Origin of the sequence: Mycobacterium sp. 852002-51971_SCH5477799-a, assembly GCF_001667145.1 — a bacterium.
Taxonomy (GTDB): Bacteria; Actinomycetota; Actinomycetes; order Mycobacteriales; family Mycobacteriaceae; genus Mycobacterium.
Genome location: NZ_LZIF01000114.1, coordinates 41,685 through 58,438, shown reverse-complemented (window position 1 = coordinate 58,438; position 16,754 = coordinate 41,685). Strand labels below are relative to the sequence as shown.

Annotated in this window: 17 protein-coding genes and 1 pseudogene; 8 read left to right on the top strand and 10 right to left on the bottom strand. The window is 66.0% G+C overall.

Features of this window, described 5'->3' with window-relative positions; all coding sequences use genetic code 11:
- Window positions 1-158: 158 nt before the first annotated feature.
- Window positions 159-998: pseudogene (locus tag A5753_RS18985) on the top strand (hypothetical protein).
- Window positions 999-1,070: 72 nt separating this feature from the next.
- Here A5753_RS18985 and A5753_RS18980 read toward each other — a convergent pair.
- The gene (locus A5753_RS18980) at window positions 1,071-2,294 is read right to left on the bottom strand and encodes a cytochrome P450 (RefSeq protein WP_067131591.1); all 1,224 of its coding nucleotides are present in this window, start codon (window positions 2,292-2,294) and stop codon (window positions 1,071-1,073) included.
- A gap of 42 nt (window positions 2,295-2,336) precedes the next feature.
- Between A5753_RS18980 and A5753_RS18975 the strand changes: the two genes are divergently transcribed.
- On the top strand, window positions 2,337-3,059 hold the full coding sequence (locus tag A5753_RS18975; RefSeq protein WP_067131588.1) for an acetoacetate decarboxylase family protein: 723 nt from the start codon (window positions 2,337-2,339) through the stop codon (window positions 3,057-3,059).
- A 92-nt stretch (window positions 3,060-3,151) separates the two neighbouring features.
- On the opposite strand, the gene A5753_RS18970 is transcribed toward A5753_RS18975, so the two are convergent.
- A complete protein-coding gene (locus tag A5753_RS18970) occupies window positions 3,152-4,183 on the bottom strand; it encodes an LLM class F420-dependent oxidoreductase (protein WP_067131585.1) in 1,032 nt (343 codons plus the stop codon).
- 66 nt (window positions 4,184-4,249) lie between these two features.
- Here A5753_RS18970 and A5753_RS18965 point away from each other — a divergent pair, with 66 nt between their 5' ends.
- Genes A5753_RS18965 through A5753_RS18950 form a run of 4 tightly spaced genes read left to right on the top strand, consistent with a single transcriptional unit; the run spans window position 4,250 to window position 7,925 of the window.
- Window positions 4,250-5,245 carry a Zn-ribbon domain-containing OB-fold protein gene (locus A5753_RS18965; protein ID WP_197694745.1) on the top strand — a complete coding sequence of 332 codons (996 nt, stop codon included), beginning with the start codon at window positions 4,250-4,252 and terminating at the stop codon, window positions 5,243-5,245.
- A 15-nt stretch (window positions 5,246-5,260) separates the two neighbouring features.
- Window positions 5,261-6,325: a thiolase domain-containing protein gene (locus A5753_RS18960; RefSeq protein WP_067131580.1), complete on the top strand. Its 1,065-nt coding sequence runs from the start codon at window positions 5,261-5,263 to the stop codon at window positions 6,323-6,325.
- A complete protein-coding gene (locus tag A5753_RS18955) occupies window positions 6,325-7,521 on the top strand; it encodes a thiolase domain-containing protein (RefSeq protein WP_067131577.1) in 1,197 nt (398 codons plus the stop codon). Before A5753_RS18960 ends, A5753_RS18955 begins: the two co-directional genes overlap by 1 nt.
- A complete protein-coding gene (locus tag A5753_RS18950) occupies window positions 7,518-7,925 on the top strand; it encodes a nuclear transport factor 2 family protein (protein WP_067131574.1) in 408 nt (135 codons plus the stop codon). Before A5753_RS18955 ends, A5753_RS18950 begins: the two co-directional genes overlap by 4 nt.
- On the opposite strand, the gene A5753_RS18945 is transcribed toward A5753_RS18950, so the two are convergent.
- Window positions 7,922-8,446 carry a gamma carbonic anhydrase family protein gene (locus A5753_RS18945; RefSeq protein WP_067131571.1) on the bottom strand — a complete coding sequence of 175 codons (525 nt, stop codon included), beginning with the start codon at window positions 8,444-8,446 and terminating at the stop codon, window positions 7,922-7,924. The genes A5753_RS18950 and A5753_RS18945 overlap by 4 nt on opposite strands.
- 115 nt (window positions 8,447-8,561) lie before the next feature.
- Here A5753_RS18945 and A5753_RS18940 point away from each other — a divergent pair, with 115 nt between their 5' ends.
- Together A5753_RS18940 and A5753_RS18935 are read left to right on the top strand one after the other, a co-directional pair.
- Window positions 8,562-9,740, top strand: a complete 1,179-nt coding sequence (locus tag A5753_RS18940) for a Rieske 2Fe-2S domain-containing protein (protein ID WP_067131568.1) — start codon at window positions 8,562-8,564, stop codon at window positions 9,738-9,740.
- Window positions 9,741-9,744: 4 nt separating this feature from the next.
- Window positions 9,745-10,194, top strand: a complete 450-nt coding sequence (locus A5753_RS18935) for a hypothetical protein (protein WP_067131565.1) — start codon at window positions 9,745-9,747, stop codon at window positions 10,192-10,194.
- A 173-nt stretch (window positions 10,195-10,367) separates the two neighbouring features.
- On the opposite strand, the gene A5753_RS18930 is transcribed toward A5753_RS18935, so the two are convergent.
- The 7 genes from A5753_RS18930 to A5753_RS18900 form a co-directional block, all read right to left on the bottom strand.
- On the bottom strand, window positions 10,368-11,513 hold the full coding sequence (locus A5753_RS18930; protein ID WP_067131561.1) for a sulfotransferase: 1,146 nt from the start codon (window positions 11,511-11,513) through the stop codon (window positions 10,368-10,370).
- Entirely contained in the window at window positions 11,513-12,295 is a 783-nt protein-coding gene (locus A5753_RS18925; protein WP_067131558.1) for an SDR family oxidoreductase, read from the bottom strand. Before A5753_RS18925 ends, A5753_RS18930 begins: the two co-directional genes overlap by 1 nt.
- A gap of 2 nt (window positions 12,296-12,297) precedes the next feature.
- Window positions 12,298-13,425 carry a hypothetical protein gene (locus A5753_RS18920; protein WP_067131555.1) on the bottom strand — a complete coding sequence of 376 codons (1,128 nt, stop codon included), beginning with the start codon at window positions 13,423-13,425 and terminating at the stop codon, window positions 12,298-12,300.
- Between the two features lie 88 nt (window positions 13,426-13,513).
- Window positions 13,514-13,819 (bottom strand): hypothetical protein, encoded by a 306-nt coding sequence (locus tag A5753_RS18915; RefSeq protein ID WP_067131552.1) that lies wholly within the window; start codon window positions 13,817-13,819, stop codon window positions 13,514-13,516.
- 62 nt (window positions 13,820-13,881) lie between these two features.
- Window positions 13,882-14,967, bottom strand: coding sequence for a 4-hydroxy-2-oxovalerate aldolase (gene dmpG / locus A5753_RS18910; RefSeq protein WP_067131548.1), 1,086 nt, complete (start codon window positions 14,965-14,967; stop codon window positions 13,882-13,884).
- Window positions 14,964-15,896: an acetaldehyde dehydrogenase (acetylating) gene (locus A5753_RS18905; protein ID WP_067131546.1), complete on the bottom strand. Its 933-nt coding sequence runs from the start codon at window positions 15,894-15,896 to the stop codon at window positions 14,964-14,966. The genes dmpG and A5753_RS18905 overlap by 4 nt, the downstream gene beginning before the upstream one ends.
- 46 nt (window positions 15,897-15,942) lie before the next feature.
- Window positions 15,943-16,728 (bottom strand): 2-keto-4-pentenoate hydratase, encoded by a 786-nt coding sequence (locus A5753_RS18900; protein ID WP_067131542.1) that lies wholly within the window; start codon window positions 16,726-16,728, stop codon window positions 15,943-15,945.
- Window positions 16,729-16,754 lie beyond the last annotated feature (26 nt).

The following is a 16,754-nucleotide window of genomic DNA, read 5'->3' as shown; positions in this document are numbered from 1 at the left end:
CCCGCGCCCCCCCCGGGGGGGTTACACCCCCCCCCCCCCCCCCCCCCCGGCCGGCCCGCCACTCCCCCCACCGCCACCCCCGGGGGTATTTGGGCCGGGTTTCCGCCCCGGAGTTCACGTTCGGCGTCGTTGTCGGTCCTTCGCGCCACACTGCTCGCGTGCGCGAACCCTTCATCGGCAGCGAGGCGCTCGCAACCGGCTCCCTGACCCGACACCGGCTGCGGAGCCGATTCATCGCGCTGCACCCCGACGTCTACGTCGCCCCCGGCACCGAACTGACCGCCACATCACGTGCGTGCGCGGCATGGCTGTGGTCGCGGCGTCGTGGCATCGTCGGCGGGCGCTCCGCCTCGGCGCTGCACGGGGCCAAATGGGTTGACCACCGGGCACCGGCGCAATTGTTCTACTAACACCGCCGTCCACCTACCGGTATCAAAACCTGGTCGGATTCATTGGCACACAATGAAGTCCGGGTGATCAGCGGCATACCCACGACCTCCGCCGCGCGCACGGCCTTCGATATCGCCTGCCGCAATACCATTGGCACAGCGGTCGCGGGTCTCGACGCGCTCGCTCGGGCAACGAAACTCGACATCGCCGAAGTCGAGTCGCTCGCTGAGCGTTACAAGGGACATCGCAATGTCCGCCGTGCCCGGCGCGCGCTGGCGCTGGTCGACGCGGGGGCGGAGTCACCGCGGGAAACGTGGTTGCGACTGCTGCTCATCGATGCCGGCTACCCGCGTCCGAGAACACAAATTCCCGTCTACGGCGGCTACGGCGAGCTGATCGCCTGTCTCGATATGGGTTGGGAAGAACTCAAATTGGCCGTCGAGTACGAGGGCGATCACCACCGGTCCGACCGACGGCAGTTCAACAAAGACATCCGCCGTGCGGAGTCCCTCGCGGAGCTGGGTTGGGCGGTCGTCCGCGTGACGGCCGAAGACACGCCGGGCGGTGTCATCGCGCGGGTTTCAGACGCGTGGGAGCGCCGAACGTGAACTAAGGGCGGGAAATCCGCCGCCGGAATCTCGCCCTGAGTGCACGCTCGGCGCAAACGGGACAAACCCGCATCAGCTCAGCAGCGGGGCGGTTGGGGTGAACACCACCGGCATCGCTTCCAGCCCGCTGACGAAGTTCGCCGGCCGCAGCGGCAGGGTCGAGTCGTCATCGGCCAGCGTGAGATCCGGCAGCCGCTTGAGCACCCGCTCGGTCATCATCGACAGCTCGAGACGGGCCAGCTGGTTCCCCAGGCAGAAGTGCGTGCCGAAGCCGAAGGCCATGTGGCTGTTCGGGTTACGGCTCATGTCGAAGCTGTCCGGGTCGTCGAAAACCGACTCATCGAAGTTGCCCGACTCGAACAGCAGCATGATCTTTTCGCCCTCAAGCAGCGAAGTGCCGTGGAATTCGGTGTCGGCTGTCAGCGTTCGGCACATGTTCTTCACCGGCGATGTCCAGCGCAGCATCTCCTCGATGGCGCCGGGAAGCAGCGAGGGGTCACGCACCAGGGCATCCCACTGGTCGCGGTGGCGCACCAGCTGCTCTGTCCCTCCACTCAGCGTGTGGCGAGTGGTTTCGTCGCCGCCGATGAGGATGAGCAATGTCTCCATGACGATCTCGTCGTCGGACATCCGCTGACCCTCCACTTCGGCGTTCACCAAGATGGAGAAGAGGTCGTCGTTGGGTTCGGCTCGCCGCTTCGTGATGATGGCAAGAGTGAATTCGGTGTATGCGGCGAACGCGGCCATCACCGCCTGGGCTGTCTCCGACGCGGGGTCGATGTGCGAGCTCAGCCCGCAGACCAGGTCGTCGGACCATTTCAGCAGCATGCCGCGCTCCTGGGGCAGCACGCCCAGCATGTCGCCGATCACCGCCATCGGCAGCGGGGCGGCGATGTCGCGGACGAAGTCACACTCGCCGCGCTCACACACCGCGTCGATCAGGGTGTCGCACAACCTGGCGATCGACGGTTCCTTCTCCTTCACCCGCTTGCGGGTAAAGCCGGCGTTGACGAGCTTGCGCCGCAACAGATGTGCGGGGTCGTCCATGTCGATCATGTAGGGCATGCCCGGCTGATCGGGACGGATGCCGCCCGTGCTGGAGAACAGTTCCGGGTTGCGCTCGGCGTCGAGGATGGCTTGATACGTGGTGGCACCGGCCAACCCATTGCGATCACGAAACACCGGCTGGTTGGCCCGCATCCAGCGATAGGCCTTCCGCGACGTGTGACGGTCGGCGTAGAAGTTGCCGTCGGTCAGATCGATGTTCGAGATTGCTTCCGGGATGGTCGAAGTCATTTACAGCCTCCAAATATTGACGAGCGGATTACAGTTACCGGCATGCCTGAGTCACAACACGTCGTTGCGGGGACAGTCCTCACCATGCCGGTGCGGATACGAAAAGCGGACGTGCACACCGCAATGTTCTCGGTGGATGCGCAAGCGGCGCAACGCCTTATCGATTACAGCGGGCTGCAAGTCTGCCAGCACCGCCCCGGCCGGGCGGTGGTGAACCTCATGCTGGCGCGCTACATCGACGGCGATCTGGGGCAATACCACGAATTCGGCACCGCCGTCATGGTCAACCCGCCCGGCTCGACCGGGCGAGGCTGGCGGGCACTGGGCGATGCGGCCGCGTTCATCCACCATCTGCCCGTCGACCAGAGTTTCACCCTGGAAGCGGGGCGCTCGATCTGGGGATTCCCGAAGATCATGGCGGAGTTCACCGTTCGCGAGCAGGGCCGATTCGGATTCGACGTCAGCGCCGACGGCGCGCACATCGCCGGCATCGACTTCGCTCGTGGATTGCCGGTGCCCTCGATGTTCGTGTCGCGGCCGCAGGTGCTCAAGACCTACACCTTCGCCGACGGCACCACCCGGGAAGTGCCGTGGGAGATGCGGGTCCGCGGGCTGCGCGGCCAGCTCGGCGGGGCGACATTGCGGCTGGGCAATCACGCCTACGCCACGGAGCTGGCGTCGCTGGGGCTGCCGAAGCGGGCAATGGTCTCCGGATCCGTCGGCCATGTCGAGATGACTTTCGGCGACGCCCACCCGCTGGGCTGACGGGCCGGATTCGATCATCCGGACAATCTAGAACGCGTTCTAAGCCTCTGGCAAGAAAGTTAGAACGTGTTCTAGTTTGGCGCGAGCGGCCGTCAGATCAGGGTCGACAGCTCGCGGACCTGCTCTGTACTGCGCCCCGACACCACCATCATGGTGACGCCGGCGGCCTCCCAGGCATTGATCTGCTTACGCACGTAGTCGACGTCGCCGACGATCGCCGCGTCATCGATCACCTCGTCGGGGATGATTTCGGCGGCCTTGTCCTTCTGGTTGCTGCGGAACAGCTTCGTCACGTCGTCGACCACGTCGGCGTAGCCCATCCGCCGGTAGACGTCGGCGTGGAAGTTGGTGTCTTCGGCACCCATCCCGCCCATGTAGAGCGCGATGTAGGGCTTCATGGCGGCGAAGGCGGCGCTGCGGTCCTCGGTGATGACGATGTTGGCCGTCGCGCAGATCTCGAAGTTCTCGCGGCTGCGGCGTGCGCCCGGGCGGGCGAATCCCTCGTCCAGCCACTCGTTGTAGGTGTCGGCCATGCGCGGCGTGTAGAAGATCGGCAGCCAGCCGTCGCAGATCTCGGCCGCCAGCGCAACGTTTTTGGGTCCCTCGGCGCCCAGCATGATCGGGATGTCGGCCCGCAGCGGATGGGTGATGGGCTTGAGCGGCTTGCCCAGACCCGTTGCGCGCTCACCGGTCAGCGGCAGCGGGTAGTGCGGGCCGGCGCTGGTCACCGGCGCCTCGCGCGCCCACACCTGCCGAATGATGTCGATGTACTCACGGGTGCGGGCCAGCGGCTTGGGGAACGACTGGCCGTACCAGCCCTCGACCACCTGCGGGCCTGAGACGCCGAGGCCCAGGACGTGGCGGCCGCCGGACAGATGGTCGAGCGTCAAGGCGGCCATCGCGCAGGCCGTCGGGGTGCGCGCGGACAGCTGAACCACCGACGTGCCCAGCCGCACCCGGGACGTCGAGGAACCCAGCCAGGCCAGTGGGGTGTAGGCGTCCGAACCCCACGCCTCGGCGGTGAAGACGGCGTCGTACCCGGCCTCCTCGGCCGCGGCGACGAGCTCACCGTGGTTCTGTGGCGGCTGAGCGCCCCAATATCCCAGCTGCAGTCCCAGCTTCATCGTCTTCGCCTTCCGGTAGCAGACCCGATGTTGAATCCGTTCTTAGAACCTGTTCTACTCGATGGCGTGACAGCCAGCTCGAGTAGCCCGCCCCTGATGGATCACCCTGAGCCACCGCTCGCCGCGCCACTGACGTTGTCCTTCGACTACACCCGTTCGGTCGGCCCCACGCTGGGCAAGTTCTTCACCGCACTGCGTGACCGCCACGTGCTGGGTGTGCGCGGATCGGATGGCCGGGTGCATGTGCCGCCGGCGGAATATGACCCGGTCACCTATGAGCCGCTGGGCGAGATGGTACCGGTGTCCAGTGTCGGCACCGTGGTCTCGTGGACGTGGCAGCCCGAGCCCATGGAGGGCCAGCCACTGGACCGGCCCTTCGCCTGGGCGCTGATCAAGCTGGACGGCGCCGACACCCCGATGATCCACGCCGTGGACGCGGGCGAGCCGAACGCCATCAAGACCGGCACCCGGGTGCATGTGCACTGGGTCGACGAGCCGGTGGGCGCCATCACCGACATCGCGTATTTCGAGCTCGGTGAGGATGCCGAGGCCGTGACGGAGCAGTCCGACGGCGACAAAGACCCGGTGACCATGGTCGTCACCCCGGTCTCGCTGACCATTCAGCACAGCGCCTCGCACGAGGAGAGCGCCTACCTGCGGGCCATCGCGCAGGGCAAGCTGCTCGGCGCGAAGACGGGCGAGAACGGCAAGGTCTATTTCCCGCCACACGGCGCCGACCCGGCTACCGGCCAGCCGACTACCGAGTTCGTGGAGTTGCCGGACAAGGGCACCGTCACAACGTTCGCGATCATCAACATCCCGTTCCAGGGTCAGCGCATCAAGCCGCCGTATGTGGCGGCCTACGTGCTGCTCGACGGGGCCGACATCCCGTTCCTGCATCTGGTCGCCGACATTGACGCCCACGAGGTGCGGATGGGTATGCGGGTCGAGGCGGTGTGGAAACCCCGCGAGGAGTGGGGATTTGGCATCGACAACATCGAGTACTTCCGGCCGACCGGGGAACCCGACGCCGACTACGACACTTACAAGCACCACCTGTAAAGGGCTTAAGAACACATGAGCGCTCGCAACGTCGCGGTAGTCGGCTTTGCCCACGCACCGCACGTCCGCCGCACCGACGGCACCACCAACGGTGTCGAGATGTTGATCCCGTGCTTCGCCCAGCTGTACGAAGAGCTGGGCATCAGCAGGACCGACATCGGCTTCTGGTGTTCCGGATCATCCGATTACCTTGCCGGACGGGCGTTTTCGTTCATCTCGGCGATCGACTCGATCGGCGCCGTTCCGCCGATCAACGAATCACACGTCGAAATGGACGCGGCCTGGGCGCTTTACGAGGCCTACATCAAGATCCTGACCGGCGAGGTCGACACCGCCCTGGTGTACGGCTTCGGTAAGTCCTCGGCCGGCATCCTGCGTCAGATCCTGACGCGCCAGACCGACCCCTACACCGTCGCGCCGTTGTGGCCCGATTCGATCTCGATGGCCGGGCTGCAGGCGCGCATCGGGCTCGACACCGGCAAGTGGACCGAGGAGCAGATGGCCCGCGTGGCCTTCGACTCCTTCGCCAACGCGCGCCGGGTGGACAACGTGGAGGGGTCGATCAGCGTGGCCGAACTGCTCGAGCGGCCGTTCTTCGCCGACCCGCTGCGCCGTCACGACATTGCGCCGATCACCGACGGCGCCGCGGCGATCGTGCTCGCGGCCGGCGACCGGGCGCGCGAGCTGCGCGAAAACCCGGCCTGGATCACCGGAATCGAGCATCGCATCGAAACGCCGGTGCTGGGCGCGCGGGACCTCACCGAGTCCCCGTCGACCAAGGCCGCGGCGCACGTGGCCACCGGCGGGCGGACCGACAACCTCGACGTGGCCGAGATCTGCGCGCCGTTCACCCACCAACACCTGATCATCGAGGAAGCCATTCGGATACCGGGACCGACCAAGGTCAACCCGTCCGGCGGCGCGCTGACGGCCAACCCCATGTTCGTCGCCGGTCTCGAACGCATCGGCTTTGCGGCACAACACATCTGGAACGGTTCAGCGGAACGGGTGCTGGCGCATGCCACCAGCGGGCCTGCGCTCCAACAGAACCTGGTCGCGGTGATGGAAGGAAAGAACTGATGGCCGGTGCAGGGCCAAACGTTGCTGCGGTACTAGGTACCGGACAAACGAAGTACGTCGCCAAACGCCAGGACGTTTCGATGAACGGCCTGGTGCGCGAGGCGATCGACCGGGCGCTGGCCGACTCCGGGAGCACCTTCGACGACATCGATGCCGTCGTGGTCGGCAAGGCGCCGGACTTCTTCGAGGGCGTCATGATGCCCGAGCTGTTCATGGCCGATGCCATGGGCGCCACGGGTAAGCCGCTGATCCGGGTGCACACCGCCGGATCGGTCGGCGGTTCCACCGGCGTGGTTGCCGCCAGCCTGGTCCAGTCCGGCAAGTACCGGCGCGTGCTCGCGATGGCCTGGGAGAAGCAGTCGGAATCAAACGCCATGTGGGCGTTGTCGATTCCCATCCCGTTCATCAAGCCGGTGGGCGCCGGCGCGGGCGGCTATTTCGCCCCGCACGTGCGCTCCTACATCCGCCGGTCCGGCGCGCCGACGAACATCGGCGCCATAGTCGCGGTCAAGGACCGGCTCAACGGCAACAAGAACCCGCTGGCACACCTGCACCAACCCGACATCACCGTCGAGAAGGTGATGGCCTCGCCCATGCTCTGGGATCCGATCCGATACGACGAGACCTGCCCGTCGTCCGACGGTGCCGCCGCCGTCGTGATCGGTAACGAGGAGGCCGCCGAAGCCCGCCTGGCGCAAGGACATCCGGTGGCGTGGATTCACGCCACCGCGTTGCGCACCGAGCCGCTGCAGTTCGCCGGACGCGACCAGGTCAGCCCGCAGGCCGGCCGTGACGCCGCCGCGGCGCTGTGGAAGGCCGCCGGTATCGAGAGCCCGATCGACGAGATCGATGCCGCGGAGATCTACGTCCCGTTCTCCTGGTTCGAACCGATGTGGTTGGAAAACCTCGGGTTTGCCGCCGAAGGCGAAGGCTGGAAGCTGACCGAAGCCGGCGAAACCAAGATCGGCGGTCGGCTGCCGGTGAATCCGTCCGGGGGTGTGCTGTCATCGAACCCGATTGGCGCCTCGGGCCTGATTCGCTTCGCCGAAGCGGCCATTCAAGTGATGGGCAAGGGCGGCGACCACCAGGTGCCAAACGCGCGAAAGGCCTTGGGACACGCCTACGGCGGTGGCTCCCAGTACTACTCGATGTGGGTGGTGGGTGCTGACAAGCCCGCGGCCCAGAAGGTCTCGTGAGCGGACATCCCGCACACGAGGCCGGCCGCCGCTCCCGCGAGGCGGTGGCGGCCAGGGACAAGGACGCGTGGCTGGCGGTATTCGCCGACGACGCCATCGTCGAGGACCCTATCGGGCCCTCGGTGTTCGACCCCGAAGGTCTGGGGCACCGGGGCCGCGATGCCATTGCGGCCTTCTGGGACAGGGCGATCGCCCCCACCACGAAGATCGAGTTCGTCTTCCGCGACACCTATCAGTGCGGCAACGAGGAAGCCAACGTCGGGCACATCCTCATCACGACGGGTGAGTACCAGACCACCGCCGAGGGGGTCTTCACCTACCGGGTCAACGCCGAGGGCCAGATGGTGGCTCTGCGCGCCTACTGGGAGATGGAACGCGCGGCAGCCAACACGCGGAAGCTCTAGAGCGGCTCCAGCCCGGCCCGATGCCGCTGGGCGAGGTCGCGGTAGGCCTGCGGGTTGACCTTGACCCACATCTCCGCGCCGGTCCCGGCGACCGGGCCCTTGATCTGCGCCGGCGCTCCGACGGCCAGCATCCCGGCCGGGATCTGGGTGCCGGCCGTCACCAGTGAATGCGCGGCGACCAGGCTGCGCGCCCCGATCACCGCGCCGTCCAGAACGGTGGCGTGGTTCGCGATCAGCGCCTCCTGCCCAACGTGCACCCCGTGAATGACGCACATGTGCGCGACCGTCGCACCGGGACCGATGTCGACCGGGATACCGGGAGGCGCGTGCAAAACCGACCCGTCTTGGACGTTGGCGCCCTCGCGCACCACGATGGGCCCGTAGTCACCGCGCAACACGGCGTTGAACCACACCGAGGCTCCCGCCTCCACGACGACATCGCCGATCAGAGTGGCCGTCGGGGCCACGAAAGCGGTGGGATCGACCCGTGGCGCACGGCCCTCGAACGCAAACAGCGGCATCGTTTAGATATACCGCAGCGCGCATATGCCGTGGCCAGGCTCGCCGTCGTTGCGCGTCCCCGCTGCAAAACTGTAACGTGTTCTAGTTAGAGGCCCAGTGAGTTGGAGGTAACAGGTGAGTACCGACACCAAGGCGGTCGGCATCCGGGAGATCGATCCCGGCGCCTTGCCGACCAGATACGCGCGCGGCTGGCACTGCCTGGGCGTTGCAAAGGACTTCCAGGACGGCAAGCCGCACCCGATCGAGGCGTTCGGCACCAAGCTGGTGGTGTTCGCCGACTCGCAGGGCGAAATCAAGGTCCTCGACGGGTACTGCCGCCACATGGGCGGCGACCTGTCGGAGGGCACCATCAAGGGCGACGAGGTCGCGTGCCCCTTCCATGACTGGCGTTGGGGCGGCGACGGCCGCTGCAAGCTGGTCCCCTACGCCAAGCGCACACCCAAGACGGCGCGCACCCGGTCGTGGACAACCGACGTGCGCGGCGGCCTGCTGTTCGTCTGGCACGACCACGAGAACAATCCGCCGGACCCCGCCGTGCGCATCCCGGACATCCCGGAATCCCACAGCGACGAGTGGACCGAGTGGCGATGGAACAGCATCCTCATCGAGGGCTCCAACTGCCGCGACATCATCGACAACGTCACCGACATGGCGCACTTCTTCTACATCCATTTCGGGTTGCCGACGTACTTCAAGAACGTTTTCGAGGGCCACATCGCCTCGCAGTTCCTGCACAACGTGGGCAGGCCCGACGTCAACGACCTCGGCACGTCTTACGGGGAGGCGCATTTGGATTCCGAGGCGTCCTACTTCGGGCCGTCGTTCATGATCAACTGGCTGCACAACAGTTACGGCGGTTACAAGGCCGAATCGATCCTGATCAACTGCCACTACCCGGTGACCCAGAACTCCTTCATGCTGCAGTGGGGTGTCATCGTCGAAAAGCCCAAGGGCATGGACGAAAAGATGACCGACAAGCTGTCGAAGGTGTTCACCGAGGGCGTCAGCAAGGGCTTCCTGCAGGACGTCGAGATCTGGAAGCACAAGACCCGCATCGACAATCCGCTGCTTGTCGAAGAGGACGGCGCCGTCTATCAGTTGCGTCGCTGGTACCAGCAGTTCTATGTCGACGTCGCCGACATCGAGCCAGAGATGGTGGAGCGCTTCGAGATCGAGGTCGACACCACCCGAGCCAACGAGTACTGGAACGCCGAGGTCGAGCAGAACCTCAAGGCCAAGGACTCCGAGGCGGACGAGCCCGCTTCCGACGACGTGCCGGCCAAGCAACACTAGGCTCATGGGCGACGATCAGCCGGCGGTACCTGACGTCGATCAGCTTGCGCGATCGATGTTGTTGCTGCACGGCGATCATCACGACCACGACGAGAAGCCCGCCGGCGACGGCGGGTCTCGATCCTGGTCGAAGTCAAGGGATTTCGCCAACGACCCGCAGCGCGCCGCTGCGGTCGCTGAAGCCAGCCGTGCCGACCGCGAGCGCTACCTGAATTCGGGTCTGTTGCCGGTTGACTGCCGGTTCTGCCACGTGCGGGTCACCGTTCGCCGGCTCGGGCCAGGACACACCGCGGTGCAATGGAATACCGAGGCGTGGCAGCGCTGTGCGCATTTCGCCGAGGTGCGTGCGTCCGGGGGCGACACCGCGCGCACCAGGTCGTGCCCCAAACTCGGTGACAGCATTGAGCATGCCGTCGCCGAGGGCTACCTCGACGACGTTTCAGACGAAGACTGATTGCGCGCGCCGAGCCGATCGGCCCCGGCCGGTCCTTGCCGCTCCGCAAGGCATTGATGTTTTGCCCGCCTTCGAGCGACAACGCGGGCACGCCAGAGCGATTCGCGAAGTTGTCGCTGTGAGGCGGGCAAAAGAACATCCACAAATCCAGAAACTATTGTGGCGCCTGTGATTTACAGGCCCGCGAAGCGCTCCTTGACGGCCTCGGTACTCAGTCCATAGTCGGCCAGCGAGTAGGCGTGCTTGGGCGCGCGTTCGCCGGACTGGCTGTCCGCGTGAGTTTTTTCAATGGCCGCCCTGGCCTCGTCGGTCAGCGTCAGCCCGAAGTGCCGGTAGATGTCGGCCACGGTGCCCATCGGGTCGGCGATCAGCTCCTTGTAGTCGACGTCATAGAACTGCGACGGACTGTATTTGGCCCGCGCGGCGTTGAACCGCTCCAGACCCCGCGACCACGTTTCCATTGCGTCAGCGCCGATTTGGGCCCCGGTGAACGACGTCGACCACCCCTCGGCGGTGTGCTGCGCCAGCGAGCACATCGAGGCCATGATCGTTTCGACCGGGCGATGAGTCTGGATCACTAACGCGTCGGGATAGGTCGCCATCAATGCGTCCAACGCGAACAGGTGGCTGGGATTCTTCAGCACCCACCGCTTGTCGGCGTCGTTCAGCCCGATCAGCTGAAGGTTGCGGCGGTGCCGTCGATATGACGGCGTCCAGTCCTGCTCTGAGAGCCACTGGGCGTAACTCGGCAGGTGCGCCAGCGTTTCGTAGGACACCGAATGCAGCGACTGCCGCAGGAGCTGCCAGCACTCCTCGAGTTCATAGGCGGCCATGAAATGTAGCCCGGTATAGCCGGGGTTTTCCTGATGGTGCTGGGTGAACTGCGCGTCGAGCTGGCGATACAGCGGGTGTGATTCCCAGGTCTCGCGCGGCGGGCGCGGTTGCGGGAATTCGGCCAGCCACATGTGCAGGCCCTGATGCGCGGGGTCGGCGCCCAAAAGCCGGTGCAGCGCCGTGGTTCCGGTGCGCACCAGACCGGTGACGAAGATGGGCCGTTCGATGGCGACGTCGGCGTACTGCGGGTACTGCTTCCACGCGGATTCGGACAGCAGCCGCGCCACCAGCGCACCGCGCAGGAAGAAGCGATTCATCTTGCTGCCCAACACCGTAAGCCCGGCTTCGGTCCGGTAGGAGTCCAGCAGCACTCGCAGCGCTTCGCGGTAGTTGTCGTCGTCTACGCCGAAGTCGTCGAGTCCGGTCAGCTTGGTGGCCGATGCGTGCAGCTCGTCGACGGTCCCGATATCGGTGCGATCGGACATCAGACGTGATACTCCCCGCAGTTGACGTCCAGGGTCTGCCCGGTGATGCCGCTGGACAGGTCGCTGGCCAGGAACAGGATGGCCGACGCCACTTCGTCCTCGGTGGGCAAGCGCTTGAGGTCGGAGTTCGCCGCGGTGGCCGCATAGATCTCGTCGACGGTGGTGCCGTACTTGCCCGCCTGGTGCTCGAAGTAGGCCTGCAAGGTATCGCCCCAGATATACCCCGGCGCAACGGAATTGACCCGGATGCCCTTGTCACCGAGCTCGGTGGCCAGCGATTGGGACATGGAAAGCAGTGCGGACTTGGCCATCTTGTAGGCGCCGTATTTCGCCTGCGAGTGGCGCAGCACCATGGAGTTGACGTTGACGATCGAGCCGTGCGTCGCCTCCAGCGCCGGCGTGAAGGCCTGGATCAGCCGCAGCGCGCCCAGCGCACTGAGTTCGATCGCGTCGCGGATGTGCTGAAAGCTGGTGCCGGCTAACGGCTTCATCGACGGCACCCGAAAGGCGTTGTTGATCAGCACGTCGGCCTTGCCGTAGGTGGCCATGGTCGTCTCGACCAGGTAGGCGACCTCGTCGTCGTCGGTGATGTCGGTGCGCACCGCCAGGGCTTTGCGGCCGGAGTCGTTGACCCGCTTGGCAACCTCGTCCAGCCGTTCGACGGTACGGGCCGCCAGCACCAGATCGGCACCGTTGTCGGCGCACCGGTGTGCCAGCGTCGTGCCGAGCCCCGGGCCGACGCCGCTGATGATCACTACCTTGTCGTTGAGCATCCCTGACATCGTCATCCAAGCATCCTTGCCGCAATTTGTTGTTGGCGCAGCGTGATTCGCGCGCGCCATTCGTCCTCGGAAATCTTGTTGTGCTCGAAGTAGGGCAGCGTGGTCGGTATGGCGTCGACGTCGATCAGCTCGACGGAGGGGCCATCGGCTTCGGTGAGTTGACGCGACACCCGCTGCCAGCGGAACTGCAGGATGCCCTTGCGATGACCGAGGGTTTCGACCCAGTTGGTCACGCCCGGGTTCTGGTCGGCGACGACGATGCGCACCTTTCCGTCTGGATCCGCCTGTGCCTGAGTGTTATTCAGCGAAGTCTGGTGGTTGATGTAGTCCAGCGAGATGTACCACAGGCTGCCCAATTGGAAACCCAGGTAGGGCGCGTCGGTGACCGGGATGGTGATCACCAGCGCCTGGTCGGGCCGCAGTTCGTAGTGCCCCACCGACGAGTACTGGGTCGCCAGTCCGCCCGGCGTCAGCCGGGGCGCGACCATCGTGTTGACCGGGATGTTGAAGTAGAACCACTGCGGGAACTGCAGCCAAGTCTTGACCCGGTTCACCAGTTGCTTTCCGGCTGTGGCATAACGTTTTTCGATGAGCTCGCGGGTCAACGGCGGAGGCGCGGTGCCCGCGGTGTCCAGCCGGGAGATGGAAAGCGTGCCGCGTTGCGCCGCCCAGTCGCCGTATACCTCGCGGATGACCAGTTGCCCGGGGTTCGTCGGCCGCACCCGCCACTCGAAGCTGCCGTCGGGTGCGATCTGCAGTTCCCGGTCGTCGAACGCGGCCTGGCTGACCGGGACGTTGTCGTCGGTGTACTCGCCGCCCAGCAGCTGGAAACTCAGGTCGGTGGTGGTCCCGCGGCGGCCGGTGACGACGTAATCATGATTGGCGTGCACCCGCGTGCCGAAGTAGAGCGTGTCGGGGTTGTCCAGGCCCATCTTGGTGAACGGCCCGGTGCCCGACTGCAGGAAGGGATGGTCGCGGTCGTAGTCGAACGATAGGTGCATACAGCCGGCGATGCAGCCGGCCAGGTACTGCAGCCCTTCCAGCAGGTCGGCTTCGGTCTCGATGTGGGGCGCCGCGGCCACCAGCTTTTCGGACTCGGCGATGGCTTCGATGAGGGAATCAGAGAACACGCCTAGACGCTAGAACGTGTTCTACTTTTTCGTCAATGGCGAACGTTCCCGCGCGTCGGCCGCGGCGTTCACGGACGACGCGGACTCACTAGGGCGGGCAGGAGTGGGAAAGGTCGATCAGGTGCTGGCGTACGTCGGGATGCCGATTGAGGTAGTCGATGACGTTGCCGTTGCCGCCTTCGGCCTCCGACCGCTGCTGCAATTGCTGGTGGAGGTCCGGGTGCTTCTGGAGGTACGCATCGATGGATGCACCCACGTCCTGGTTGCACTGCGCGTTGGCCGTGCCGGCCAAGGGCACCGCGATCACCGTAGCGGCGGCAGCGGTCATCAATCCCCCGGCGAGCAGGCCGTACAGCCCACGACGCCGGGCGCCGACTGTGTTGGATTTGCTCATGCGCACCAGGTTACTCGCGGCACCTTTGCGTGGCCTGTGCGTGCCGTCGGCTGGGCGGCGGATCAGCGGGGGGCCGCGGCGCCGCTCTCTCCCCCGCGAGCGGGAGGTGCCCCTTGCTCGCGCTTGATCTCGAGCGCGATGTCGATGAGCTGGTCCTCCTGGCCACCGATGAGTTTGCGCTGGCCGGCGCGGTGCAGCAGCTGGTGGGCCGGCACACCGTAGCGCTCGGACTGGCGGATGGCGTGCTTGAGGAAGCTCGAGTACACCCCGGAGTACCCCATGATCAGGGCGTTGCGGTCGAGCAGGCACTCGGCCGGCATCGCCGGGGCGACCACCTCTTCGGCGGCGTCGGCGATGTCGAAGAAGTCGATCCCGGTCTTGACGCCGATCTTGTCGAACACCCCGATCAGCGCCTCGACGGGCGCGTTGCCGGCCCCGGCGCCGAACCGGCGGCAGGAGCCGTCGATCTGTTTGGCGCCGGCCCGGACGGCCTCCACGCTATTGGCCACCCCCAGGCCCAGGTTTTCGTGTCCGTGGAAACCGACCTGGGCGTCATCGCCGAGCTCGGCGACCAGCGCCGCGACCCGGTCCCGCACGCCCTCGAGGACCAGCGCGCCGGCCGAATCGACCACGTAGACGCACTGGCAGCCGGCGTCGGCCATGATGCGTGCCTGGGCGGCCAGCTTCTCGGGCGCAATGGTGTGGCTCATCATCAGGAACCCGACGGTTTCCAGGCCGAGCTCGCGGGCCAGGCCGAAGTGCTGGATCGACACGTCGGCCTCGGTGCAGTGCGTGGCGATCCGGCAGATCGAGCCGCCGTTGTTCTGGGCCTCTTTGATGTCTTCCTTGGTGCCCACACCGGGCAGCATCAAGAAGGCGATCTTGGCCTCTTTGGCGGTCTGGGCGGCGAGCTTGATCAGCTCCTGCTCGGGGGTCTTGGAGAACCCGTAGTTGAAGCTCGAGCCGCCCAGGCCGTCGCCGTGCGTGACCTCGATGACCGGAACTCCCGCGGTATCCAGGGCGGCCACGATGGCGCCGACCTCGTCGGTGGTGAACTGGTGACGCTTGTGGTGGGAGCCGTCGCGCAGCGACGTGTCGGTCATCCGGACGTCCCAGATCGGGTTGAAGAAAATCTCGCGGGTGCTCATGATTGCGCTCCTCCGGCCGTCGCGCTCAAGGACTCCTTGGCGATCTCCTCGCCGACCTTCGTGGCCGCGGCGGTCATGATGTCGAGATTTCCAGCGTAAGGCGGCAGATAGTCGCCCGCACCCTCCACTTCGACGAACGTGGTGACCAGCGCCTGGCCGCCGGAGTTGATCGACGGGTCGTCGAATTGAGGCTCGTTGAGCAGCCGGTAACCCGGCACGTAGGTCTGCACCTCGGCCACCACGTCTTGAATCGACTTGGCGATGGCGTCTCGGTCGGCATCCTCCGGGATGGCGCAGAAGATGGTGTCGCGCATGATCATCGGCGGATCGGCCGGGTTCAGGATGATGATCGCCTTGCCGCGCCGGGCGCCGCCGATGGTCTCCACGCCCCTGCTGGTGGTCTTGGTGAATTCGTCGATGTTGGCGCGGGTGCCGGGACCGGCCGACAGTGAGGCGACCGAGGCGACGATCTCGGCGTAGGGCACCCCGCCGGTGTCGGCGACGGCACGCGACACGGCGTAGACGATCGGGATGGTCGCCTGCCCGCCGCAGGTGATCATGTTGACGTTCGGTGCGTCCAGGTGCTGGCGCAGATTGGCCGGCGGGATCACCGCGGGGCCCACCGCGGCGGGCGTCAGATCGATGGCGCGGATCCCGGCCGCCTCGTACTTGGGGGCGGCGTCGCGGTGCACGTAGGCGCTGGTCGCCTCGAACACCAGGTCGGGCTTCTCCGGCTGCGCCAACAACCAGTCCACACCCTCGTGGGTGGTCTCCAAACCCAGCTTGCGGGCCCGGGCCAAGCCCTCGCTCTCCGGGTCGATACCGACCATCCAGCGGGGTTCCAGCCAGTCCGATCGCAGCAGCTTGTAGAGCAGGTCAGTGCTGATGTTCCCCGACCCGACAATGGCCACAGTCGCCTTAGTCGGCATGATGCTCCTCGAGCTTTGAGATTTAAGTTAGACGATTTAATTGAGCCTATTCGAACGACAAGCGGACTGAACCGAGGTCCGCGAAATCGGCGACGAAGTCGTCACCCGGGTGTACGTCGATCGCCCGGGTGCACGACCCGGGCAGCACCACATCACCCTTGCGCAACCGGACGCCGAAGCTCTCCACCTTGCGCGCCAGCCACGCCACGGCTGTCACCGGATTTCCCAACACGGCGTCGCTGCGACCCTCGGCGATCACCTCGCCGTTGCGGGTCAGCACCGCGTCGATCGTTGTGACGTCAAGGCCGGCGGGCGACACGCGGGCCTGACCCAGCACGTAACCCGCCGACGAGGCGTTGTCGGCGATGGTGTCGCACAGGCCGATCTTCCAGTCGGTGATCCGCGTGTCGATCAACTCGATCGACGGCACCAGGGCTTCGGTGGCGGCCAGCACGTCGTCCTCGGTGCACCCGGCGCCCGGCAGGTCTGCGGACAGGATGAACCCGACCTCGACCTCCACCCGTGGGTACAGGTAGCGGTTCGTCTTGACCGGGGTGTCCTCGAACAACTGCATCTCGTCGAGCAGATGGCCGTAGTCCGGCTCGTCGACGCCCATCATCTGCTGCATCGCCTTGCTGGACAGACCGACCTTGTGCCCAAGCACGCGGGCGCCCTCGGCGACCCGCTGACGGATGTTGATCAGCTGAATTTCATAGGCGTCGACCACGTCGATGTCCGGATAGGCGGCCGTCAGCGGGGTGATCGGCTCGCCGCTCCGCTCGGCTTGCGCCAGGTCGGCGGCCAGCTCGTCGCGCTCGGCAACACTGAGCATCTTCCACGTCTCCTCGTACGGTCGAC

Bases quoted from the DNA above. Each gene is read 5' to 3' on its own strand.
- A5753_RS18980 (WP_067131591.1), bottom strand. From the start codon at position 2,294: ATGACTTCGACCATCCCGGAAGCAATCTCGAACATCGATCTGACCGAC.
- A5753_RS18975 (WP_067131588.1), top strand. From the start codon at position 2,337: ATGCCTGAGTCACAACACGTCGTTGCGGGGACAGTCCTCACCATGCCG.
- A5753_RS18970 (WP_067131585.1), bottom strand. From the start codon at position 4,183: ATGAAGCTGGGACTGCAGCTGGGATATTGGGGCGCTCAGCCGCCACAG.
- A5753_RS18960 (WP_067131580.1), top strand. From the start codon at position 5,261: ATGAGCGCTCGCAACGTCGCGGTAGTCGGCTTTGCCCACGCACCGCAC.
- A5753_RS18955 (WP_067131577.1), top strand. From the start codon at position 6,325: ATGGCCGGTGCAGGGCCAAACGTTGCTGCGGTACTAGGTACCGGACAA.
- A5753_RS18945 (WP_067131571.1), bottom strand. From the start codon at position 8,446: ATGCCGCTGTTTGCGTTCGAGGGCCGTGCGCCACGGGTCGATCCCACC.
- A5753_RS18935 (WP_067131565.1), top strand. From the start codon at position 9,745: ATGGGCGACGATCAGCCGGCGGTACCTGACGTCGATCAGCTTGCGCGA.
- A5753_RS18930 (WP_067131561.1), bottom strand. From the start codon at position 11,513: ATGTCCGATCGCACCGATATCGGGACCGTCGACGAGCTGCACGCATCG.
- A5753_RS18925 (WP_067131558.1), bottom strand. From the start codon at position 12,295: ATGTCAGGGATGCTCAACGACAAGGTAGTGATCATCAGCGGCGTCGGC.
- A5753_RS18915 (WP_067131552.1), bottom strand. From the start codon at position 13,819: ATGAGCAAATCCAACACAGTCGGCGCCCGGCGTCGTGGGCTGTACGGC.
- dmpG (WP_067131548.1), bottom strand. From the start codon at position 14,967: ATGAGCACCCGCGAGATTTTCTTCAACCCGATCTGGGACGTCCGGATG.
- A5753_RS18905 (WP_067131546.1), bottom strand. From the start codon at position 15,896: ATGCCGACTAAGGCGACTGTGGCCATTGTCGGGTCGGGGAACATCAGC.
- A5753_RS18900 (WP_067131542.1), bottom strand. From the start codon at position 16,728: ATGCTCAGTGTTGCCGAGCGCGACGAGCTGGCCGCCGACCTGGCGCAA.